This is a genomic window from Curvibacter sp. GW821-FHT01G03 (genome assembly GCF_059422285.1).
Genome location: NZ_JBWKWP010000004.1, coordinates 335,277 through 356,478 on the forward strand (window position 1 = coordinate 335,277; position 21,202 = coordinate 356,478).

19 protein-coding genes and 1 pseudogene are annotated in these 21,202 nt (G+C 68.0%); 5 read left to right on the forward strand and 15 right to left on the reverse strand.

Translation table 11 applies throughout. The features are described 5' to 3' along the window. Nucleotides 1–8: 8 nt before the first annotated feature. The gene (locus tag AC07VS_RS07575) at nucleotides 9–911 is read right to left on the reverse strand and encodes a LysR family transcriptional regulator (protein ID WP_494750602.1); all 903 of its coding nucleotides are present in this window, start codon (nucleotides 909–911) and stop codon (nucleotides 9–11) included. 600 nt (nucleotides 912–1,511) lie between these two features. Between AC07VS_RS07575 and AC07VS_RS07580 the strand changes: the two genes are divergently transcribed. The 5 genes from AC07VS_RS07580 (at nucleotide 1,512) to AC07VS_RS07600 (ending at nucleotide 5,270) form a co-directional block, all read left to right on the forward strand. Next, nucleotides 1,512–1,766 (forward strand): CDGSH iron-sulfur domain-containing protein, encoded by a 255-nt coding sequence (locus AC07VS_RS07580; protein ID WP_494750603.1) that lies wholly within the window; start codon nucleotides 1,512–1,514, stop codon nucleotides 1,764–1,766. 131 nt (nucleotides 1,767–1,897) lie between these two features. Further along, complete coding sequence (locus tag AC07VS_RS07585) at nucleotides 1,898–2,392, forward strand: Spy/CpxP family protein refolding chaperone (RefSeq protein WP_494657522.1); 495 nt, start codon at nucleotides 1,898–1,900, stop codon at nucleotides 2,390–2,392. Nucleotides 2,393–2,431: 39 nt separating this feature from the next. After that, nucleotides 2,432–3,154 (forward strand): response regulator transcription factor, encoded by a 723-nt coding sequence (locus AC07VS_RS07590; RefSeq protein WP_492346276.1) that lies wholly within the window; start codon nucleotides 2,432–2,434, stop codon nucleotides 3,152–3,154. Then, nucleotides 3,147–4,502 carry a sensor histidine kinase gene (locus tag AC07VS_RS07595; RefSeq protein ID WP_494750604.1) on the forward strand — a complete coding sequence of 452 codons (1,356 nt, stop codon included), beginning with the start codon at nucleotides 3,147–3,149 and terminating at the stop codon, nucleotides 4,500–4,502. The genes AC07VS_RS07590 and AC07VS_RS07595 overlap by 8 nt, the downstream gene beginning before the upstream one ends. Before the next feature lie 42 nt (nucleotides 4,503–4,544). After that, nucleotides 4,545–5,270 carry an SOS response-associated peptidase gene (locus AC07VS_RS07600; protein WP_494750605.1) on the forward strand — a complete coding sequence of 242 codons (726 nt, stop codon included), beginning with the start codon at nucleotides 4,545–4,547 and terminating at the stop codon, nucleotides 5,268–5,270. A gap of 16 nt (nucleotides 5,271–5,286) precedes the next feature. On the opposite strand, the gene AC07VS_RS07605 is transcribed toward AC07VS_RS07600, so the two are convergent. From AC07VS_RS07605 to AC07VS_RS07670, 14 genes and pseudogenes are all read right to left on the reverse strand, one after another. Beyond that, nucleotides 5,287–6,309 (reverse strand): tRNA dihydrouridine synthase, encoded by a 1,023-nt coding sequence (locus AC07VS_RS07605; protein WP_494657524.1) that lies wholly within the window; start codon nucleotides 6,307–6,309, stop codon nucleotides 5,287–5,289. A gap of 158 nt (nucleotides 6,310–6,467) precedes the next feature. Continuing rightward, the gene (locus AC07VS_RS07610) at nucleotides 6,468–7,544 is read right to left on the reverse strand and encodes a Fic family protein (RefSeq protein WP_494750606.1); all 1,077 of its coding nucleotides are present in this window, start codon (nucleotides 7,542–7,544) and stop codon (nucleotides 6,468–6,470) included. 747 nt (nucleotides 7,545–8,291) lie between these two features. Beyond that, a complete protein-coding gene (locus AC07VS_RS07615; RefSeq protein WP_494657527.1) occupies nucleotides 8,292–9,422 on the reverse strand; it encodes a zinc-dependent alcohol dehydrogenase family protein in 1,131 nt (376 codons plus the stop codon). Next, nucleotides 9,419–10,669, reverse strand: coding sequence for an ABC transporter substrate-binding protein (locus AC07VS_RS07620; protein ID WP_494750607.1), 1,251 nt, complete (start codon nucleotides 10,667–10,669; stop codon nucleotides 9,419–9,421). The genes AC07VS_RS07615 and AC07VS_RS07620 overlap by 4 nt, the downstream gene beginning before the upstream one ends. A gap of 74 nt (nucleotides 10,670–10,743) precedes the next feature. Further along, nucleotides 10,744–11,763 (reverse strand): tripartite tricarboxylate transporter substrate binding protein, encoded by a 1,020-nt coding sequence (locus AC07VS_RS07625; RefSeq protein WP_492346268.1) that lies wholly within the window; start codon nucleotides 11,761–11,763, stop codon nucleotides 10,744–10,746. A 16-nt stretch (nucleotides 11,764–11,779) separates the two neighbouring features. Next, complete coding sequence (locus AC07VS_RS07630; RefSeq protein ID WP_492346267.1) at nucleotides 11,780–13,300, reverse strand: class I adenylate-forming enzyme family protein; 1,521 nt, start codon at nucleotides 13,298–13,300, stop codon at nucleotides 11,780–11,782. Nucleotides 13,301–13,306: 6 nt separating this feature from the next. Beyond that, on the reverse strand, nucleotides 13,307–14,287 hold the full coding sequence (locus AC07VS_RS07635; RefSeq protein ID WP_492346266.1) for a Bug family tripartite tricarboxylate transporter substrate binding protein: 981 nt from the start codon (nucleotides 14,285–14,287) through the stop codon (nucleotides 13,307–13,309). A 27-nt stretch (nucleotides 14,288–14,314) separates the two neighbouring features. Beyond that, nucleotides 14,315–14,800: a PaaI family thioesterase gene (locus tag AC07VS_RS07640; protein WP_494750608.1), complete on the reverse strand. Its 486-nt coding sequence runs from the start codon at nucleotides 14,798–14,800 to the stop codon at nucleotides 14,315–14,317. Further along, nucleotides 14,797–15,963: an acyl-CoA dehydrogenase family protein gene (locus tag AC07VS_RS07645; RefSeq protein WP_494750609.1), complete on the reverse strand. Its 1,167-nt coding sequence runs from the start codon at nucleotides 15,961–15,963 to the stop codon at nucleotides 14,797–14,799. The genes AC07VS_RS07640 and AC07VS_RS07645 overlap by 4 nt, the downstream gene beginning before the upstream one ends. Before the next feature lie 22 nt (nucleotides 15,964–15,985). After that, nucleotides 15,986–17,170: a thiolase family protein gene (locus tag AC07VS_RS07650; RefSeq protein ID WP_494657557.1), complete on the reverse strand. Its 1,185-nt coding sequence runs from the start codon at nucleotides 17,168–17,170 to the stop codon at nucleotides 15,986–15,988. A gap of 126 nt (nucleotides 17,171–17,296) precedes the next feature. After that, nucleotides 17,297–17,611: pseudogene (locus AC07VS_RS07655) on the reverse strand (Zn-ribbon domain-containing OB-fold protein); the annotation flags it as partial. 27 nt (nucleotides 17,612–17,638) lie between these two features. Next, entirely contained in the window at nucleotides 17,639–18,544 is a 906-nt protein-coding gene (locus AC07VS_RS07660) for an SDR family NAD(P)-dependent oxidoreductase (protein ID WP_492346658.1), read from the reverse strand. 67 nt (nucleotides 18,545–18,611) lie between these two features. Further along, on the reverse strand, nucleotides 18,612–19,418 hold the full coding sequence (locus tag AC07VS_RS07665; RefSeq protein WP_494750610.1) for an enoyl-CoA hydratase/isomerase family protein: 807 nt from the start codon (nucleotides 19,416–19,418) through the stop codon (nucleotides 18,612–18,614). Beyond that, on the reverse strand, nucleotides 19,415–21,160 hold the full coding sequence (locus AC07VS_RS07670) for a long-chain-fatty-acid--CoA ligase (RefSeq protein WP_494750611.1): 1,746 nt from the start codon (nucleotides 21,158–21,160) through the stop codon (nucleotides 19,415–19,417). The genes AC07VS_RS07665 and AC07VS_RS07670 overlap by 4 nt, the downstream gene beginning before the upstream one ends. Between the last annotated feature and the right edge of the window lie 42 nt (nucleotides 21,161–21,202).

Here is a 21,202-nt window from a genome sequence, read left to right on the forward strand (position 1 = left end):
TCGGCGCTTCAGTCAGTGGCCAGGCCCAGGGTGCGGCCTTGCCACCACGCCGCCGCGGGGTTCGTCGGCCCATCGCGGGGCTGCACCAATTGCAGTGGCAGGCAGGGCTTGCCCAAGGTAGAGTCCGCCAAGTCCAGCGTCACAAGATGCCCGGCATCCAAGGCCTGTTGCACGGCATGACGCGGCACAAACCCCCAACCTGCCCCGTCCAGCAACAGGGCTCGCAGGGTGCGCAGATCCGATGTCAGCAAAGGCCTCGCAGCATGCACCGTGAGCAGGTGACCCTCTTGGCCGCCGCCCGTGGCGGCATCGCCCAGCACGACCTGGGTGTGATCGCGCAGGTCCGCCACCCCAAGCCCTGACCGCCCTGACAACGGGTGGCCGCGCACCGCCACCGGCACGATGGGCAACTGGCCCAGATTCAGCCACTGCAAACCTGGCTGCGGCCCCGGGAAACCAAGCAGCAGACCCACACCATGGCTGCCGTCAAGCACCTTGCCCAACACGGCCCCCGAGAGTTCGGTGCGCAACGACAACTGAACCCCTGGCCAGGCCTGCTGAAAAGCCGTCACACCCGCGGCCAGCCAAGCAATGGGAACCATGGCGTCCGCCACCAGCCCGAGTGTGGTCGGGTGACCTTCGCGCAGGCTACGCGCCCGTGCTTTCAACTGCTCGGCCTGGGCCAGCACGGCACGCGCTTCGTGCAGCAGGCGGCGACCATCGTCGGTGAAGGCGGGTTTCCAGCCGCTGCGGTCGAACAAAGGCAAACCCAAGGCTTGCTCCAGGTTCTGGATGGCGTGGCTGATGGCCGACTGCGCGCGGCGCAGGTGCCGCGCTGCAGCCGAGAAACTGCCTCGTTCGGCGATGGCCACCAGCACCCGCAATTGGTCCAGGTTCAGGGTATCGAGCATTGGCAAAAAAGCAGATCAAGTCCATCTGAAATATGTCTCTTCCGAAGGCAAAGGGTCTTGCCTACGATGAGCGCCTTTGACGAATCCACCCGCCCGCGAGTCCCTGTGCACTGCCCCCGCCCAAACACATCCAGAGCACATAAAGTGATAAATAAGGCAAGCAATCGCTACACCGCTGGCACTTGGCTGCTGGCTCTCAGAACAGGGCAAAAGCGCCTGCTCGCCCCCACAACAGCCTGCCTGTCGGCAGGCTGTTGCCAGCCAATGACACAAACCACCCAAAGGCCGTTAGCTCCATTTACGGAATGGATAAGCGGCATTGGCTCCGTCAATCGGCCCATTTTTTATTGCGAACGGAAAGGCTGCACGGGCAATCCGTTACCAAGTGCGAGTTGGGTGACCTATCCCCCACTCCCCGGCGGTCAATCCATGGCGCCAATCGGCTAAGGCCGACCAAAGCACCCCAGCCAAAAAGCCACTCATCACAAATCACACGCGGCTCGACCAGCAACAGCGTGTTCTTTGATGCTGGTTGATTTTTACAAGTTGGAACACCAACACATCCCCCTCGGTCCAGCCCCAGTCTTTCGAAAAAGAGCCATGCGATATCAGCGCCTCAGCCACTTCCAGCAACGCAGCCCGAACGGCGAGACCTTGCCCCCACAGGGCCTTCTGTCAGCGCGGCCTCCAACACCTTTCGTGCCAGCACAGCCCCAGGCTGTCGAAGCCCGCACAGACGAGCCGGAGCCCGACGGCCCCAATCCTCTGCGTTTGTGCTTTTGTGGGCGCTCGGCCTACCCACCTTATTGCGATGGCAGCCACAAGGGGCTTCACTACGACGCCAGGGGCGCCTGAGCAAGGGCAGCCTCGAGCCCGCTCCTGACATAAAACGAAACAAACCGAAACCGCAGCGACAGGACCCGGCCGCCCCCCGGCGGCACCATTCAGGACATGTTCTTCAACCTCTGTCCTTGAAAGGGCCTGCCATGCGATTCATCCGCCTCCGCTTCCTCAACAAACGTGTTCTGTTCGGTGCCCTGGGCGCCACCTTGCTGGCCGGCAGCCTCAGTGCCTGTGGCCACATGGGCGACGGCCCCCGCATGGGCATGGGCCCCATGAGCGAGACCGATGCCGCCCAGTTTCGCGGCAAGATGGTCGAGCGCATCGCCAGCAAGCTCGATCTGGATGCCCCCCAGAAACAGCTGCTGAGCGCCCTGGGCGACAAGCTGCACGCCCAGCGCAAGGCCCTGATGGGCAACAGTGCCGACCCGCGCACCGAACTGCAGGCCCTGGTGGCCGGCAACAAGTTTGACCGCAGCCGCGCCCAGGCCCTGGTCAACGACAAGACCGACATCGTGCGCAACCAGAGCCCTGAGGTGATTGCCGCCTTCGGTGATTTCTACGACAGCCTGCGCCCCGAGCAGCAACAGAAGGTGCGCGACTTCATGCAGAAGCGCCACGGCCACCGCTGGGGCGGTTGAGAATCTGTTCACGATCTCGCATCGGCCACAATCCGCACCATGCCACGCATCCTGCTGATCGACGACGACACCGGCCTGGGGCCGCCCCTGGCGGCGTACTTTGCCCGCTTCGAATTGCAACTGGAGCAGGCCTTGCGCCCCAGCGAGGGCCTGGCCCGCCTGGCCCACCCGCCGGTGGGGGGCTATGACGCCGCCATCCTCGACGTGATGTTGCCCGAGATGGACGGCTTTGCCCTGTGCCGAGAGATCCGCAAGACCAGCGACCTGCCCATCCTGATGCTGACCGCCCGTGGTGACGTGATGGACCGCGTGGTGGGCCTGGAGCTGGGCGCCGACGACTACCTGCCCAAGCCCTTCGAGCCGCGCGAACTGGTGGCCCGGGTGCAGACCGTGCTGCGCCGGCGCCAGCCGGCCCGCCCGGCCCATCCTGCCCCTGGCGGCCCCCTGCAGTTTGATGGCCTGATGGTCGACCCCGTGACCCGCCAGGTGCAGCGCAGCGGCCAGGCCCTGGACCTGACCAGCACCGAGTTCGACCTGCTGCACCTGTTGGCGCGCGAGCCCGGCAAGGTCTTCAGCCGGGACGACATCCTCAACCAGCTGCGGGGCCACGAGGCCGAGCTGTACACCCGCGCGGTCGACATCGTGGTGAGCCGGCTGCGCAAGAAGCTGGAGCCGCTGGACTGCATCAAGACCGTGCGCAACGCGGGCTACTCCCTGGGGCTGGCCCCGCTGATTCCCCATGCCCCGGCCAGCCATGCCTGAGACCCGCCCCCACCGTCGGCATCAGTTGCACAGGCTGCACCGCGCCCACCACGCGCTGCGGCACTCGTGGCGGCATTCATTGCGCCTGCGCCTGATCGTGCTGTTCCTGGTGCTGGCCGTGGCCCTGACCCTGACCTTCATCGGCGGCATGCAGCGCGCCATGAGCCTGGGCTGGCGCGACGCGGCCCGCCCCCTGGTGGTGGACTACGTGGACCACTTGGTGGCCGACCTGGGCAGCCCGCCCGAGGTGGACAAGGCCCAGGCCCTGGTGCGCCGACTGCCCATCACGCTGCGCATCAGCGGACCGCAGGTGAATTGGGTCTCCGACCCGGCACCCCATGCCGAACACGGATGGCGCCGGCGCCCCTCAAGCACCGAAAGCGATGGTGACGCCCCCCTGCTGCAACGCGACACCGCTGACGGACACCACATCGAGATCGGGCTGAACCTGAACCGCGGCCAGTACCAGCCCCGTCGCATCGGCTGGTTCACGCTGGGGGTGCTGCTGCTGCTGACGGCCGGCACCTACCTCTACCTGCGGCGCCTGCTGCGCCCGCTGGACGACATCCGCGCCGGCGCCCGACGCTTCGGCCAGGGCGACTTCGCCCGGCCCATTGCGCAGCGGGGCCACCGCGAGCTGGCGGCCCTGGCGGCCGATGTGAACGCCATGGCACACAGCCTGCACGGCATGCTGGAGGCCAAGCGCAGCCTGTTGCTGGCCATCAGCCACGAACTGCGCAGCCCCCTGACCCGGGCCCGCCTGAACACCGAGCTGCTGCCCGACAGCGGCGAGGCCCAGCCCCTGCGAGAGGCCCTGACCCGCGACCTGGCCCTGATGCGCGACCTGATCAGCGATCTGCTGGAAAGCGAACGCCTGGGCCAGGGCCATGCCGCCCTGCACCTGGAGCCCACCAACCTGCCTGTGCTCATCGACGAGGTGCTGGGCCAGTTGGAGGGCGCCGGCGCCGTCGAGCGACAACTGCCGGCCCACATGCCCCCGCTGAGCCTGGACCCCAGCCGCCTGCGCCTGCTGGTGCGCAATCTGCTGGACAACGCCCTGCGCCACAGCACCCAGGCGCCCCGCCCCCCCGTGATCACCCTGATGGCCGAAGGGCCCCACTGGATACTGAGCGTGCGCGACTTCGGCCCCGGCGTGCCCGACGAGGTGCTGCCCCACCTGGCCGAACCCTTTTACCGCCCCGATGCGGCCCGCGAGCGCAGCAGCGGCGGCGTGGGCCTGGGCCTGTACCTGTGCCGGCTGGTAGCGCTGGCGCACGGTGGCGAGTGGCAGGTGCGCAATGCCGGCCCCGGGCTGGAAGTGCGTGTGACGTTGCCGCAGCGGATCTGAAGGCACGGATCGCGGGCCACGGGCCGCGGTTAGCATCGCAGCATGCCCACCCACTACCAGAGCCTGACCCAGGACAGCCTTTACAGCGACGCCTTCCGCGTCGCGGCCCCCGATCCCCTGCCCGGCAACGACATCGTGCCGCGCCGGCTGGCCGCCTTCATCCGCAAAGCGGACGGCATGCCGTCCGAGGCCGTGACCGCCCCCGTCGCCGATCCTGCCGCCGACCCCGCCACCTGTACCGCCCCCCCCGCAGGCCGCGAACTCGCCGTCGGCCAGTTCGGCCTGGTGCCGGCCTGGGTCAAATCGGCTTCGGACGCCAAGCTGCGCTCGGTCAAGCTGGTCAATGCACGCTCAGAAACCCTCACCACCTCCACCCCGTTTCGCGATGCCTGGCTGGCCTCGCAACGCTGCATCGTGCCCATGATGGCGTTCTTTGAAGACGATCTGCGCAGCGGCAAGCCCGTGCCCACCCGCATCGCCCGGGTGGATGGCAAGCCCCTGGGCGTGGCCGGCCTGTGGGAGCGCTGGACCGGTGCCGAAGGCGAAGAGATCATCAGCTTCACCCTGCTCACCGTGAACGCCAACAGCCACGCGCTGATGCGGCGCTACCAGCACGACGGCACCGAAAAACGCATGCCCCTGATCCTCAACGAGGGCTCTTACGACGCCTGGCTCAACACCACGCCCGAGAAGGCGCGCGATTTCATGCGCGCCTACCCCGCCCAGTCGCTGCTGGCCAACCCGGTCGAAGGCAAAAAAGCCCGATAGGCGCCCAGCCCTGGGCTTATCCCAGGCAGGCCTCGGCCATCAACTCGCCCTCAGCCATCGGTTCTGCCTGCACCAGCTCAGGGGGGGCGGCCAGGTGCTCGGCCATCCAGGCCTCGACCAGGCGAGCATCATTGATCAAGCGCAGCCCCTGGTAGGCCTGCTCGGCCTCGGGGTAGCGCCGGCGCAGGTAATTGAGCCACTGCTTGAGCCGCCCCGCCCGGTTGCGCGACTCCACCCGCAGCTTGACACGGGCCCAGAACAGGTGGAACAGCGGCTGCAGATCGGCCCACTGCGGGGCCTCGCCCTGCCCAGTTGCGCCATCCGCCGCCAGAATGTCCCAGGCCAGCCCGGGGTCAGACACCATGCCCCGGCCCAGCATCAAATCGTCGCAGCCCGATTCGGCGCGGCAGCGCTGTGCATCGGCCACCGTCCAGATCTCGCCATTGGCCACCACCGGGATGTTGACCACGCGGCGCACATCGGCAATGCGCGCCCAATACGCTGGCGGCTTGTAGCCCTGGGCCCGGGTGCGGCCATGCACCACCAACTGGTTGGCACCGCCATCGGCAATCGCCCGGGCACAGTCCTCGGCCGCCTGGTCGTCGTCAAAACCCAGGCGCATCTTGGCCGACACCGGCACCTCGGCCGGCACCGCGCGCCGCACCGCCGACACGATGCGGTGCAGCAGCTCCGGGTCTTGCAGCAGCGCCGCCCCGCCGCCATGCCGGTTCACCACCTTGGCCGGGCAGCCAAAATTCAGGTCGATCCCCGCCGGTCCCAGCCCCGCCAGCCGCGCCGCGTTCTCGGCCAGGCACTGTGGATCCGACCCCATCAACTGCGCCCGCACCGCCACCCCCGCCGCCGTGCGCCCGCCGTTGTCCAGCTCGGGCACGATGCGCCGGAAAGCCCGCTCAGGCAGCAGCGTGCCCGTGACCCGGATGAACTCGGACACGCACAGATCCACCCCACCCACGCGGGTCAGCACATCGCGCAACACGCAATCGAGCAGGCCCTCCATGGGCGCCAGAAGAATAGCCATGGCAAAAACGAGAAGAGAGAAAAGAACAAGATGGAAGGGATCGTGCCGCTGAAGAGAGCGCCGCTCCAGCGGCCAGGCCGATCAATGACTAAGCCTGGAAGGTGGGGGATTTTCGCCGACTTCGGATCAGAGGCCCGGCACTCGCCCAAAGCCCCGCTTCAGTCTGGGTGTGCGGCCCGCCAAGTGTTGAATTCGGAAGGTCGCAAGCCGTAACGAGCGAGCACGCCCACATGCAGGCGTCTCAGCTCTTCAATCAGCAAGGCCTGCACGTTGTCACGCTCAGGCTCAGGAACAGCCTGGGCAGTCGCCTTTCGGATGCTTTTGAGGGGGTCTTCGTCTGGGTTCTGCACCACCTCACGGAGGATCTGTCGGATGAAATCCCGCCAGGACAAGCGCAGAGGGTCAGGTTCAGCCAGTTCCTGCCTGAGTGCCAGGTATTCATGGCAGAAACGCTCGTACACCCATACATAAAGATCACGCAGCAATTCGATCCGGGTCATTTCGTACACGCCCAGCATCGCGCAGCTGTAGGCCTGTTCAGGCACATCCAGAAAGGTCAAGGGACAAAGATTGGCCCGAAACAAAGGCAGGTTGGCTGCCAGGCGTGATGTGCGCTTGTTGATGTCGGCGAAGGGCTGAAGGTAAGGCAAATGCACCATCAGGAAAAACGACTGCTCGAAGGAGTCGCCGATCTGGTTCACCTTGTGCAGCAGGGCGTCGAGCATTTCGTCAATGAGTTGCCGCGTCGACAGGGGGCGGTAAACGCTCTGACTGATGTCCACCGCATGACGGCGCAGGCGCCCTTCATCCGCTGGGTTCGGCAACAGATTTTCAGCCAGAGCACTGTGCAGGTTCATCAAGGTATAGCGATCCAAAGCCGCTTGGTCAGCGTTGTTCACCAGCATCTCGATCGCCGTTTTGTGATTCAGGATCATCTGCGTCTCGATGGCCGCCTTGCCTTGGGCCACCTTGCCACGCTCGATCAAGTCCCGGGTATCCAACCTGGAATAGGTATTGCCCTCCAGGTGGCTGGATGCCCAGGACAGATCAATCAACAAGCGATTCAAAATAGCGCGGCTGCAAGTGCCGGCAGGGGCCGCAACGGCCCAGGTGCGCCCCATCTGATGCAACTGACGGCGCAACGAATCCGACACAACGAATCCGACAAATACCAACTCTTGTTGGGCTGGTACGACTCCAGGAAATCTCGCTGGTAGCCCACCGGCCAGCGTCACTCAAGCGGCTGGTCGACATAGGCCCGTACATCGCGGCTGTCTGCGGACAGTGCCAGGCCGCGCAAAAAGCGCTCGCCAACGGCCCCGTCAGGGCCTGCCAACCCCATCAGCGCCCCCCGGCCTTCAGAAGGCCCCGCCCCGTAACGGCGAGCGCACCCCTGGCCCTGAGCAGCAATGAGCCCCTGGGCAAGCCAGCTGTTCAGAACGCGCTGCGCCGAGCGCCGAGCCCATTGCGGATGCAACACCAGCAAATCGGCCAGACCGAGGCCATGCGGCGCTGCCAGAATGCTTTGCAGCAAAGCATCTGCCTTGGCATTGCGATTGGCGGCAGGGGTGAGCGGGCTGGGAGAGGACGTGGCGCGATTTTGGCGCAGTTTCAGCACCCTAGGTCTCGCCCCGCTGAAAAGCCCAAGGGGAAAGCTCGCAGCCCGCCAAAGTCCAGAACGCCCAACTCAAGCCGATGGGCCCTTGCGCTGCCGAGCTCGATCTGCAGGCCCGTCGACTGGGCCTGGTGCTCCGCGATGGACGCCGATGTGTCAACGGCCCCCCCGGAATGATGGCAACAGGGCGTAAGCGGCCAGGGATTCGAGGGAGGAACGATGTTCGGTGAACATGGTGGTGATCTCCTGAAAGCCCGCGGTCACCGTGCCATCGATCGCAGCCACCGCAGGACGAGCGAATTCGCACTGCGTTTGACGACGTTTGATTTCATGGCACACAGCGGCTTCGACCAAGCCCCCCCTGCCCTCACCCTTCCATCATGATCACCTGCCGGATCGCCTCGCCCCGGGCCAGGCGGTCGAAGCCCAGGTTGATCTGGTCCAGGCTGAGGCGGCCGGTGAGCAACTGGTCGACCGGGAGTTTGCCCTGGCGGTACAGGGCCACGAAGCGGCCGATGTCGCGCCGGGGCACGCAACTGCCCAGGTAGCTGCCTTTGAGGGTGCGCTCTTCGGCCACCAGGTGCCACACGGGGGTGCTGAGGTTCTGGCTGGACGCGGGCAGGCCGACGGTCACGGTGGTGCCGCCGCGGCGGGTCACGCGGTAAGCCAACTCGAGGGCACGGGCCGAGCCCACCATCTCCAGGGCGTGGTCCACGCCGCCGCCGGTCAGCTCGCGCAGTTGCTCCACCGCGTTGTCGGCGCCGGCATTGACGACGTCGGTGGCGCCCAGGCGGCGGGCAAAGGCCAGTTTGTCGTCGGCCAAGTCCACGGCCACCACCCGGCCTGCGCCGGCGGCCAGGGCGCCCATCACGGCCGACAGGCCCACGCCGCCCAGGCCGATCACGGCCACGCTCTGGCCGGGGCGCACCTGCGAGGTGTTGACCACCGCGCCCACCCCGGTCATGACGGCACAGCCGAACAGGGCCGCGATCTCCAGCGGCAGCTCGCGGTCGATCTTCTGCACGCCGCGGCGCGACAGCACCGCATGCTGGGCAAAGGCCGACACGCCCACAAAGTGGTCCATGGGCTGGCCTTGCCAGGACAGGCGGCGCTCGCCGCCCAGCAGCGTGCCGGCCACGTTGGCGGCGCCCGCGGGCTCGCACAGCACGGGGCGCCCCTCCGAGCAGGGGGCACAGTGGCCGCAACTGGGCACAAAGACCAGGATCACGTGGTCACCGGGCACCAGGTCGGTCACGCCCTCGCCCAGGGCCTCCACCACGCCAGCGGCCTCATGCCCCAGCACGATGGGGGTGCGGCGGGGGCGGTCCCCGTTGATGATGGACAGGTCAGAGTGGCACAGGCCAGCGGCCACCACGCGCACCAGCACCTCGCCCGGGCCGGGCGGGGCCAGGTCGACCTCGGTGACTTCCAGGGGACGGCTTTCGGCATAAGGGGCCGGCGCGCCGATGCGCGTGAGGACAGCAGCACGGGTTTTCATGGGTTCTTCACCAGAGAGCACTTGGACTTGGACAGCGGCTGGAAGGCCTGCTCGCCCGGGAGGGTGGCCAGCACCTTGTAGTAATCCCAGGGCATCTGGGATTCGGCCGGCTTCTTGACTTGCACCAGGTACATGTCGTGCACCATGCGGCCGTCGACGCGCACCCGACCGCCCTGGGCAAAGAAGTCGTTGATGGGCAGGGCCTGCATCTTGCGAGCCACGCTCAGGCCTTCATCGCCGCCAGCGGCCTGGATGGCCTTGAGGTAGCTGGTCACGGCCGAGTAGGTGCCGGCCTGGATCATCGAGGGCATCTTCTTCATGCGCTCGAAATAGCGCCGCGACCAGGCCCGGGTCTCGGGTGTGCGGTCCCAGTAGAAGCCGGTGGCAAAGGTCATGTCCTGGGCTTCTTTCAAACCCAGCGAATGCACATCGTTGATGAACATCAGCAAGGGCACCACGGCCTGGCTTTTGCTCAGGCCGAATTCGCGCGTGGCCTTGATGGCGTTGACCGTGTCACTGGTGGCGTTGGCCAGGGCAATGGCGTCGGCCTTGGAGGCCTGGGCCTGCAGCACGAACGACGAGAAATCGCTGGCATTGAGCGGATGGAACACGCTGCCCACCACCTTGCCGCCGCTGGCCGTCACAAACTCGGTGATGTTGCCTGCCATGGCTTTGCCAAAGGCGTAGTCGGTGCCGATCACAAACCAGCTGCGGGCCCCCTTGGCCAGCATGCCCTGCGCCGCCCCGTTGACCAGGGCATAGGTGTCGTACACATAGTGGATGCTGGTGGGGCCGCAGTTCTCGTTGGTCATGGCCACCGAGGCCGTGCCGGTCAGCAACAGCATCTTGTTGCGCTCGCGGGCCAGGTTGCCCACCGCCACGGCCACGGCCGAGTTGTTCACATCGACGATGGCATCAACCCCCTCGCGGTCGTACCAGGCCCGGGCCAGCGAGGCACCGATGTCGGCCTTGTTCTGGTGGTCGCCACCGATCACCTCGATGGGCTTGCCCAGCACCTGGCCACCAAAGTCTTCGACTGCCATGCGGGCCGCCTCCAGCGAGCCCTTGCCGGCAGTATCGGCATACAGGCCCGACATGTCGGACAGCACGCCGATGCGCACCTTGTCGTCCGACAGCTTCTGCGCTGCTGCGGGGGCGCTCAGGCCGGTACCGCACAAGGCGGCGGCCAAGGCCAGCCAGATCGGCGCGCGCCGTCGCAAACAGCGGGCTTTCACACAGGGGTTCATGGTTTGTCTCCTTCTTGGTTTCAGCGTTGTGCACAACAAAAAGGCCCTCTGCGGGGCCCTGGATCACGTCAACTTCAATCCATGCGGATGTTCGCGGCCTTCACCACCTGGGCCCACTTCAGGCGCTCGGCGTGCAGCAGCTGGGCGAAGGCCTCGGGGCTGCCGGGGGCGGGCTCGGCGCCGGCGTCCTGCAGGCGCTGGCGCACCTCGGGCTGGGCCAGGGCGCGACCGATGTCGGCACTCAGGCGGGTGACCAGCTCGCGCGGGGTGGCGGCCGGGGTCAGCACGCCGGCCCAGGAATAGGCCTCGTAACCCGGCAGACCGGTCTCGGCCACGGTGGGCAAATCGGGCAACAGGCTGGAGCGCTGCACGCTGGCCACGGCCAGGGCGCGCACCTTGCCGGCACGGATCTGGGGCAACGCGGTGGGGGCATCGCTGAACATGATGGGCACCTGGTTGCCCAGCAGGTCGGTCATGGCGGGGGCACTGCCCTTGTAGGGAACGTGCTGCAGCTTGGTACCGGCCAGCATGTTGAACAGCTCGCCCGCCAGGTGGGTGCCGCCGCCATTGCCGGCCGAGGCAAAGGCCAGGGTGCCGGGGCGGGCCTTGTCGAGGGCAATCAGCTCGGCCACGCTCTTGGCCGGCAGGCTGGGGTGCACCACCAGCACCACCGGAAATCGCGCCGCAAAGCTGACCGCGGCAAAGTCGCGCTCGATGTCGTAGCTCATGCGGGGGTTCAGCGCCGGCAGCACGGTGTGGTGGATGCTGCAGACGAACAGGTTGTGCCCGTCGGCCGGAGCGCGGGCCGCCAGCTCGGCGCCCACCATGCCACCGGCGCCGGCGCGGTTGTCCACCACGGCGGGCTGGCCCCAGAGTTCGGCCAGCTTCTGGGCCAGGGCCCGGCCTGTGATGTCCACCGGGCCACCGGCCGGAAAGGGCACGATGAATTTCACCGGGCGGGCCGGGTAGGCCGGGGCTTGCGCCCAGGCCGGTAGCGTCAGCCCCGCCAGGGCCGTGGCCAGCCATTGGCGGCGGTCGATGCGGGAGATGCGGGCGATGCGGTCGGTGGAGCGCTCAAGCAGGGTGGTGAACATGGCATTCTCCTGGGGTTCAGACGGGGGCGGGTTGGTCCAGCAGGGCGCGCTTGAGCACCTTGCCGCTGTGCGTCATCGGCAAGGCCTCGATGGCGGTGATGCTGGCGGGGCGCTTGTAGGGGGCCAGCTGGTCCCGGATCAAGGCCAGCAGGCTGGCGTGGTCGGCCTCGCTCAGGGGCTGCCCGCCCACGGTCTCGACAAAGGCCAGCACGGTCTCGTTGCCGTCGGCCTCTTTGCGGCCCACCACGGCCGAGCGCTGCACGCTGGGGTGCTGGTTGAGCACGTTCTCGACCTCGCCCGGGTACACATTGAAGCCCGAGCGGATGATCATCTCCTTGAGCCGCCCCACCACATGCAGCGCACCGTCAGGCCCGATGCGACCCAGGTCGCCGGTGGCGTACCAGCCGCCCTCGCGCATCACCTGGGCGGTGGCCCCCGGGTCGCGAAAATAACCCGGCATCAGGCCCACGCCGCGCAACCAGATCTCGCCGGTCTCGCCCGCCGGCAGCTCGCGCCCGGCGTCGTCCACGATGCGGCACTCGGCCCCTTCCACCGGCACGCCGGCGGCGGTGTCTTCGCGCCACTGGCCTCGGCGCACCAGGCAGGCCGCCCCCGCGTACTCCGACAGGCCATAGCCGTGGTGCAGCGGCTGGCCAAAGCGGTCCTGCACCGCGTTCTTCAGCGGCAGGTCCAGCGGTGCGGCCCCGGTGTAGACATAGCGCAGCGCGGGCGATGGGGGCATGCCCACCAGGCCCTGCTCGTCGAGGTAGGCGAGCAGCCGCGTGAACAGGGCCGGCGGGCCCTGCAGGTTGGACACCTGGTGCAAGGCCAGCGCCTGCAAGGCATCGGCCGGATCAAAGCGGCTGCGCATGACCAGGGCGGCACCCGCATGCAGCGAAGCCGCCAGCACCGTGCCCAGACCGAAGATGTGGGTCATGGGCACACAGGCGTACGAACGATCCGCCGGCGTCAAGGCCCGCGACTCGGCCGACACGCGGGCAAACTGCAACAGCCCGGCATGCGACACCAGCACGCCCTTGGGCGCCCCGGTGGTGCCCGAGGTGAAGATGATGGCCGCCACCTGCTCGGCCAGCGGAGCCGGTTCGGGGGTGGCCTGGTCGCGCCGGGGCGTGCGGCTCAGGCCCGCCAGGGCCGAGGGCTGGGCGCCCAGGTGCTCGCCGTGCTCGCGGGCGGCGCTGCCCACCTCGCGGGTGAAGTAGACCAGCCGCGGATCGGCCTTGGCCACAAAAGCCTCGATCTCGCCGCGCGCCATGCGGGCGTTGACGCCGCAGGACCAGGCGCCCACGCGGCTGCAGGCCAGCACCAGGGCCACGTGCTCGGGGCAGTTCTCGGCGACCGCCAGCACGCGGTCGCCGGGCTGTACGCCCTGGGCCAGCAACTCGGCCTGCAGGGTGTCCACCATCGTGCCCAGTTGGGCATAGCTCAGCGTGTGGTCGGGCAGGTGCAGGAACACCGCCTCAGGCGTGGCCGCCAGGCGTTGGTCAAACAGGTGATGAAGTCGAGAGGGTGTCGTCATGGCCACTCATTCCACCTGGATGCCCTTGGCCACCGTGCCCCACAGGGCCAGATCGCGGGCCGCACGCTCGGCCAGCAGCTGCGGGTTGCCGGTCCACAGGTCGTAGCCCTGCTCGATCAGCTTGGCCTTGAGCTCGTCCTGGGCCAGGGCCCGGCGGGTGGCCTCATTGAGGCGGGTCACCAGCTCGGGCGCCATGCGGGCCGGGCCGTAGAGGCCGTACCAGCCACCCACGTCGTAGTCGGCGATGCCCGACTCGACCATGGTGGGCACCTCGGGCAGCGAGGGGTTGCGCTCGCGCGAAGTGACGGCCAGCGGCCGCACGCGCTGGGTGCTGATGTAGTTGCGGGCGCTGCCGATGATGTCGAACATCATGCTGAGCTGGCCCCCGATCACATCGGTCATGGCGGGCGCATTGCCCTTGTAGGGCACGTGGGTCAGCTTGATGCCGGCGCGCAGGGCGAACAGCTCGCCGCTGAGGTGGTTCGACGCCCCCATGCCGGCCGAACCATAAGCCAGCTTGCCCGGATGGGCCCGGGCGTAGGCCACCAGTTCGGGCAAGGTCTTGAAGGGCTGGTCCTTGTTGATCACCAGCACGTTGGTGTAGCTCACCAGGGGTGCGATGGCCGTCAGGTCCTTGCTCACGTCAAAGGGCATGGACTTGAGGATGTGCGGGCTGATGGTCAGCGTGGGGCTGGCGCCAAAGTACAGCAGCAGCCCGTTCGGGGCCGCCTTGGCCACGGCATCGCCGCCCATGCTGCCGGCGGCGCCGGGGCGGTTTTCTACCACCACGGGCTGGCCCAGCTCTTTGGACAGCGCGGGCGCGAACAGCCGCGCCGTGGCGTCCACCGGGCCGCCCGCCGCATAGCCCACCACCAGGCGGATGGGCTGCCCACCGCCCTGTGCCTGCACTGGCGTGCTCAGCAACAGGGGGCTCAGGCTGCCCAGCGCCAGCAGCCAGCGCCGCGACCTTGAGAAGAATGTCGGCATGTCTTGTCTCCGTTGTATTTCTTGAATTCAGACCCGCACGTAGCGGAAGGTGCCCATGGCGCGGGCCACCACCTGGCCGCTGGCGTCTTCCACCCGGGCCTCGCAAAAGCACACCGAGCGCCCCCCGCCTTGGCAAGTGGCGTGGGCCAGCAGGCGGCCACGCCCGGGGCGGTGAAAGCTGGTGCTCATGTCGATCGTGACCACCGCCTTCTGAAAGCCCGTGGCCGATAGCGCTGCACTCGACATGGCGCTGTCCATCAGCGACATCAGCACGCCGCCATGCACCACCCCGAAGTTGTTGGTCAGCTCGGGGCGCAGATCAAGCGACAGCCGGGCCACCCCACCCTCGGCGAACTCGCGCTGCAGGCCCAGCAGGTGGTTGAACGCCACCCGGGCGAACAACGCGCGGGTGTCGGTGGCGATGTCGGTGGCGATGTCGATGGCCGCCTCGGGGCTGCCGGGCTGCGGGCCGGTGTCGCCCGGGCCAGAGCGCTCAGCCAGCCCGGACTTCATGCGCGGGCCTCGCGCACCATGTTGCGGGCGATCACGATCTGCTGGATCTGGCTGGTGCCCTCGTACAGGCGGAACAGGCGCACGTCGCGGTAGAAGCGCTCGATGCCGTACTCGGCCAGGTAACCGGCCCCGCCCAGGATCTGCACCGCACGATCGGCCACGCGGCCACACATCTCGCTGGCAAACAATTTGCAGCAGGCAGCCTCGGTGGACACGTTGCGGCCTTCGTCACGGCGTCGCGCCGCGTCGATCACCATGCACTCGGCGGCGTACAGCTCGGTCTGGCTATCGGCCAGCATGGCCTGCACCAATTGAAACTCGGCGATCGGCTGGCCGAACTGCTGGCGCTCGACCGCGTAGCGCAGGGCATCGGCCAGGATGCGCCGGGCCACGCCCACGCACACGGCCGCCAGGTGGATGCGGCCCTTGTCGAGCACTTTCATGGCGGTCTTGAAGCCCCGCCCCTCCACCCCACCGATCAACTGGCGGGCCGGCACGCGCACGTTGTCAAAGATCACATCGCAGGTGTGGGCGCCCTTCTGGCCCATCTTGCGGTCGATCCGGCCCAGGCTGATGCCCGGCGAGTGGGCATCGACGATGAAGGCCGACACCCCGCCCGCGCCCTTGTCGGCCGGGTTGGTGCGCGCCATCAGCGTGAAGATGCCGGCCTGCGGGGCGTTGGTGATGTAGCGCTTGCTGCCGTTGACGAGGTAGTGCTCGCCCTCGCTGTCCACCCCTTTGATCGCGGTGGTGCGCAGCGAGGCGGCATCGCTGCCGGCATCGGGCTCGGTCAACGCAAACGAGGCCATCAGCTCGCCGGTGGCCAGGCGCGGCAGGTACTCGGCCTGCTGCTCGGGCGTGCCGTCCATCAGGATGCCCTGCGAGCCGATGCCCACGGTGGTGCCGATCACCGAGCGGAAGGCGGGCGAGGTCTGGCACAGCTCGAAGAGCACACGCACCTCTTCCTCCATGGTCAGCTCCAGGCCGCCATAGGCCTCGGGGATGGTCAGGCCGAACAGGCCCATGTCACGCATCTCCTGCACGATGGCGGAGGGGATGGCATCGGTTTCGGCCACTTCGTTCTCGGCCGGCACCAGGCGCTCACGGGTGAAGCGGGTGACGGAATCGAGCAGGGCCTGGAAGGTTTGGGGGTCTCGGATCATGGGGTGCTTCTCGGGTTGGGGGTCACAGCGCGTCGGCCGTGCCCAGGATGGCGGTGGCCTGGCTCGACAAGGTGCCGCCATTGCCATGGGCCAGGGCGGTGGCCACGCCGGGCACCTGGCGGGCACCGGCTTCGCCGCGCAACTGCCGCACGGCCTCGATCAGGGTGAAGATGCCGTACATGCCCGGGTGCACGCACGACAGGCCGCCCCCGTTGGTGTTGACCGGCAGGCGCCCGCCCGGGGCGATGGCGCCGTCCTGCACAAAGCGCCCGCCTTCGCCCTTGGGGCAGAAGCCCAGGTCTTCGAGGAACAGCAGGGTGTTGATGGTGAAGGCGTCGTACAGCTGCAGCACGCCCATGTCCTTCGGCGTCAGGCCGGCCATGGCAAAGGCCTCGCGGCCCGACTGGCTGGCTGCCGTCACCGTCAGGTCGTGCATGGACGAGATCTGGCGGTTCCAGTTGGCGGTGGCATTGCCCAGCACATAGACGGGCTTGCGGGGCAGGCTCGCGGCCCGGTCGGCGCGGGTCAGCACGAAAGCCCCACCACCGTCGGTGACCAGGCAGCAGTCGCGCACCGAGAGGGGATCGGACACCCTGCGGGCCTTGAGCACGTCGTCGATGCTCAGCGGGTCGCGCATGAAGGCCTCGGGGTTGAGCTGCGCCCAGGCCCGGGCCGCCACGGCCACCTCGGCCAGGTCTCGGCGGGTGGTGCCGTACTGGTGCATGTGGCGCCGCGCCGCCAGCGCATAGGCCGACAGCGGCTGCATGGGCTCGTAAGGCGCTTCAAAGGGCTGCGGGTCCATCACGCGGCGGGCCTTGGCAATCTCGCTGCGGCCAAAGGTGGCCGTGCGCTGGGTGCTGCCGTAGCAGACCAGCACCGCGTTGCACTGGCCGGCCTGCAAGGCCATCATGGCGGGCAGCAGGTGGGCCACGAAGCTGGAGCCCCCCACCATGGTGCCGTTGATGTAGCGCGGGTTCAGGCCCAGGTACTCGGTGACGGGCATGGGCCACATGGTGGACAACACGCTGGCCGTGCACAGGCCGTCGATGTCGCGCATCGTCAGCCCGGCATCGGCCACGGCGGCGCGGGCGGCGTGGGCCAGCACCTCCATCTCGGTGAAGCCGGTGGCCTCACCACAGCCAAACGTGGCCACCCCGGCGATGACGGCACTGCCACGCAAGGCCCTCAAGGCCGGCGGCGTGTGCACGGTCGGAGCGGAAGGCCTGGCAGGTCCGCTCGGCACCGGGACAGGCGTTGTCGCAGCCGGCTCTTCGATCGGGTCGAACACCACGATGCCGCCCTGCCCCTCAGCCTGCAGAACACGGGCCTTCACCCGCTGGCCCACCTGCACCGAGTCCGCGGGCTGCCGCTCGACGCGGCTCATCAGACGCACGCCTTCATCGAGGTCGATCAGGCAGACGTTGTAGTCCCCACCGGCCTCGGGCTTTCGGCGCACCACCGTGGCGGAATACACCGTGCCCTGGCCGGAGGGCGCCACCCACTCGGGGTCGGCGGCGCCGCAATGCGGGCAGACTTCGCGCGGAAAGTACACATGCTGGCCGCAGGCGGCGCAGCGCTGGATCATGAAACGGCCCTGGTCCAGCCAGGCCTGATGCCGGGCCTGAACGCCCTGGCGTTGCTCACTCATGTTGGGCTCCTTGCAAGGGTGGGGGCTTTAGATCGGGTCCCAGGTGAACACGTCACCCGAGCGGTCCAGGGGGTAGAACATGGCCTTCAGGGCGGGCAGTGCGTGGCTGGCCACGCTCTCGGGCGTCCAGCCCTCGCTGCGGTGCACCGAGCGCACGGGCCGCGGCTGGCTGATCAGGAAGATCTCGTTGTTGCGCACGGCAAAGATCTGGCCATTGGCATACGAGGATTCATCGCTGGCCAGGCACACGGCCAGTGGCGCGATCTTGGCCGGCGTCATCTGCTTGATGCGCTCCACCCGGGCCTTTTCGGCGTCGGTCTCGGTGGGGATGCTGCCGATCATGCGGCTCCAGGCAAAGGGCGCGATGCAGTTACTGCGCACATTGAACTTCTGCATGTCGAGCGCGATGGACTTGGACAGCGCCGCGATGCCCAGCTTGGCGGCCGAGTAGTTGGCCTGGCCAAAATTGCCGATCAGCCCCGAGGTGGAGGTCATGTGGATGTAGTTGCCCGAACCCTGCTCCTTGAAGTGGGTGGAGGCCGCGCGGCTCACGTAGTAGGCGCCGTACAGATGCACCTTGATGACGGCGTCCCACTCATCCAGGCTCATCTTGTGGAAGAAGCGGTCGCGCAGGATGCCGGCGTTGTTGACCACCACGTCGATGCGACCAAAGCTATCGAGCGCCGCCTGCACGATGCGACCGGCGCTGGTCGCATCGCTCACGCTGTCGGTGCTGGCCACCGCCTCGCCGCCCAGGGCGCGGATCTCGTCCACCACCTTCTGGGCAGGGCCGGCGTCGTTGCCCTCGCCTGCAACCGAGGCACCGATGTCGTTGACCACCACGCGGGCCCCTTCACGGGCCATGGCCAGGGCGATGTCGCGGCCAATGCCGCCCCCTGCGCCAGTGACCACCACCACTTTGCCTTCGACCATGCGGGACGGGTTGTTTGGATTCATGTTGTTCTCCTTGGGTTGCTGGGATGTCAGTCAAAAAATAGGATCAGGACGCCGCCTGTGCCGGCCACTGGAACAGCGCCGGCTGCTTGTCGAGAAAGCGCTGCACCGCCACGCGATGCGCCTCGGTGCCCATGGCCAGGGCCTGGGCGTTGGCCTCCATCTCCAGCAGGGTGGGCAGGTCGTGCCCGGGCGCGGACAGGGTGCGCTTGACCAGGGCCACCGCCATGGGCGAGGCCTGCACAAAGCTGGCTGCCAGGGCCTGGGCCCGGGCCTGCAGCTGCTCGGGCGGCTGCAGCTCCATGGCAATGCCCAGGCGCAGGGCCTCGGCCGCATCGACCTCGCGGGCCGACAGCATCAGCTCGCGGGCGCGCTGCACGCCCACGATGCGGGGCAAGGTGTAGAAGGCCGCGCAGTCGGGCACCAGGCCCACGCGCATGAAAGACATGCAAAAGCGCGCCCGGGGGGTTGCAATCACAAAGTCGGCCAGCAGGGCCAAGCTGAAGCCAGCGCCATAGGCGGCCCCATCGACCGCGGCAATCACGGGGCGGTCGAGCGTGATCAGTTCCTTGAGCCAGTCGTGCAGGCTTTGCAGGCGGGCGCGCCAGCCGGCGTTGTCCAGGCCCACGGTGGCGATGTTGCGCAGATCACCGCCGGCACAGAAGTGGTCACCGGCCCCGGTCAGCACCAGGGCGCGGATACCTGGGTCGGCGCGCAGATGAGCCACCACCTGGCGCATTTCCTCGCGCATGGCGGGGTCGAAGGCATTGCGCCGCTCGGGGTTGTGCAGCGTGAGCGTGGCCACCTGATCGCGCACGGCAAAGCGGATGCGCTCGAAGTTGTCGGGGTTCATGGGGTCTCCTGAAGTTCTGCCTGGGATGGGGCCGGCTTGGCGCCGACGCTGTGCCGGTGCGCCTCTTGCAATTCGCGCCACAAAATCTTGCCGGTGCCCGACTTGGGCAGGGCCGGCACAAACTCGACCAGGCGCGGCACCTTGTAGGCCGACATGCGCTCGCGTGCCCAGGCCGTGAGCTGCTCGGCGCTCAGGGCGGCCTCATGACCGGGTCGCAACACCACCAGGGCCTTGACGGTCTCGCCGCGCTTGGGGTCGTCCACGGCGATCACGCAGGCTTCGAAGATGGCCGGGTGCTCGTACAGCGCGCTTTCCACCTCGGCCGGCCAGACCTTGAAGCCCGAGGCATTGATCATGCGTTTGAGGCGGTCGCGCATGAAGTAGTACCCGTCTTCGTCCACGCTGGCCAGGTCGCCGGTGCGGAAGAAGCGCAGGCCGTCGCGCTCAAAAAAAGCGGCCTCGGTGGCTGCTGCATTGCGCCAGTAACCCAGCATCAGCTGCGGGCCGCTGGTGACCAGCTCACCCACCTCGCCCGCGGGCAGGTCCTGGCCCGTGGCCGGGTCGACGATGCGCGACACCACCCCCTGCGTGGGCACGCCCAGGCATTGGCGCTTGCCGCGGTGCAGCGGGTTGGCATGCAGAAAGGCCGCGGTCTCGGACAGGCCGTAGGCCTCGTTGTAGGCCAGCCCGAAGCGATCGGCCAGCAGGGTGGCCACGGCCTCGGGCATGGCGGCGCCGCCGCCTGAGAGCAGGCTCAGGCTGCTGAGGTCGCGGGCCATCACGTCGGGCTGGGCGAAGAACTCGATCACCATGCTGGGCGGCGCGGTCCAGACCGAGACGCGGTGTTGCTCGATCAGGCGCGCGGCGCTGGGCGCGTGCCAGCGCGGCATCATGACCAGGGTGGCACCCAGGGTGAGCGGCATGTTCATGCCGTTTTGCATGCCCAGCATGTGGAACAGCGGGGCCACGCTCAAAAACACCGAATCGGCATGCAGGCTGCGCCACACCTGGGAGGCCAGGTTGGACGCCAGCACCGTGCCATGGGTGTGCATGCAGCCCTTGGGGTGGCCGGTGGTGCCCGAGGTGTAGGGCAGCACCGCCAGGGCCTCGGGGCCGGGGTGCAGCCAATCCGGCTGCCAGCCCTGCGCCACGGCCTGGCTCAGGGCTTCCTCCAGTCCGTACAGGCCCGGGCCCTGCAGGGCCTGGCGCGGCTGGTGGAAGGGCTCGGGCCAGGGCGAGCCCGGGGCCCCCACCTCGGCCGGGTGCATGGCATCGGCATAGGCATGGACCACGGCAGCGTCAATGGCGCCTGCCTGCAGCAGGGGCTGCAGACGGGGCAGCAACTCTTGCGCCAACAAGGCCACGCGGGCGCCGGTGTCCTGTTGAAACCATTGCAACTCAGAGGGGGTGCTCATGGGGTTGACCGGCACCACCACGGCGCCCAGGCGCAACACGGCGTGGTAGGCCAGCACGTACTGGGGGCAGTTCTGGCTCATCAGCAGCACCCGGTCGCCAGGCTGCACGCCCAACCGGCGGTTCAGCCAGGCAGCCAGGGCGTTCACCCGCCGATGCAGCGCACCGTAGGAGAGGCTCTGTCCACAGAACAGCAGCGCAGGCTTGTCCGGGTAGCGCTGGGCGGCCACCTCCAGGTAGTGGCTGAGGCCCACGGCGCTGGGGCGAAATGCGTGCGGCACGCCGGGCGGCCAATGCCGGAGGTGGGGTGCTGGGATCGGTGCATTCAAGACAGGGTCTCCTGGAGGTCGTGCGCTCTGGGTGCGGCGGCG

Excerpts from the sequence above, each read along its gene's own strand:
- AC07VS_RS07605 (WP_494657524.1), bottom strand. The coding sequence starts at position 6,309 with ATGGCTATTCTTCTGGCGCCCATGGAGGGCCTGCTCGATTGCGTGTTG.
- AC07VS_RS07635 (WP_492346266.1), bottom strand. The coding sequence starts at position 14,287 with ATGCCGACATTCTTCTCAAGGTCGCGGCGCTGGCTGCTGGCGCTGGGC.
- AC07VS_RS07660 (WP_492346658.1), bottom strand. The coding sequence starts at position 18,544 with ATGGTCGAAGGCAAAGTGGTGGTGGTCACTGGCGCAGGGGGCGGCATT.
- AC07VS_RS07640 (WP_494750608.1), bottom strand. The coding sequence starts at position 14,800 with ATGAAGTCCGGGCTGGCTGAGCGCTCTGGCCCGGGCGACACCGGCCCG.
- AC07VS_RS07665 (WP_494750610.1), bottom strand. The coding sequence starts at position 19,418 with ATGAACCCCGACAACTTCGAGCGCATCCGCTTTGCCGTGCGCGATCAG.
- AC07VS_RS07595 (WP_494750604.1), top strand. The coding sequence starts at position 3,147 with ATGCCTGAGACCCGCCCCCACCGTCGGCATCAGTTGCACAGGCTGCAC.
- AC07VS_RS07645 (WP_494750609.1), bottom strand. The coding sequence starts at position 15,963 with ATGATCCGAGACCCCCAAACCTTCCAGGCCCTGCTCGATTCCGTCACC.
- AC07VS_RS07630 (WP_492346267.1), bottom strand. The coding sequence starts at position 13,300 with ATGACGACACCCTCTCGACTTCATCACCTGTTTGACCAACGCCTGGCG.
- AC07VS_RS07590 (WP_492346276.1), top strand. The coding sequence starts at position 2,432 with ATGCCACGCATCCTGCTGATCGACGACGACACCGGCCTGGGGCCGCCC.
- AC07VS_RS07575 (WP_494750602.1), bottom strand. The coding sequence starts at position 911 with ATGCTCGATACCCTGAACCTGGACCAATTGCGGGTGCTGGTGGCCATC.
- AC07VS_RS07625 (WP_492346268.1), bottom strand. The coding sequence starts at position 11,763 with ATGTTCACCACCCTGCTTGAGCGCTCCACCGACCGCATCGCCCGCATC.
- AC07VS_RS07620 (WP_494750607.1), bottom strand. The coding sequence starts at position 10,669 with ATGAACCCCTGTGTGAAAGCCCGCTGTTTGCGACGGCGCGCGCCGATC.
- AC07VS_RS07615 (WP_494657527.1), bottom strand. The coding sequence starts at position 9,422 with ATGAAAACCCGTGCTGCTGTCCTCACGCGCATCGGCGCGCCGGCCCCT.
- AC07VS_RS07585 (WP_494657522.1), top strand. The coding sequence starts at position 1,898 with ATGCGATTCATCCGCCTCCGCTTCCTCAACAAACGTGTTCTGTTCGGT.
- AC07VS_RS07580 (WP_494750603.1), top strand. The coding sequence starts at position 1,512 with ATGCGATATCAGCGCCTCAGCCACTTCCAGCAACGCAGCCCGAACGGC.
- AC07VS_RS07600 (WP_494750605.1), top strand. The coding sequence starts at position 4,545 with ATGCCCACCCACTACCAGAGCCTGACCCAGGACAGCCTTTACAGCGAC.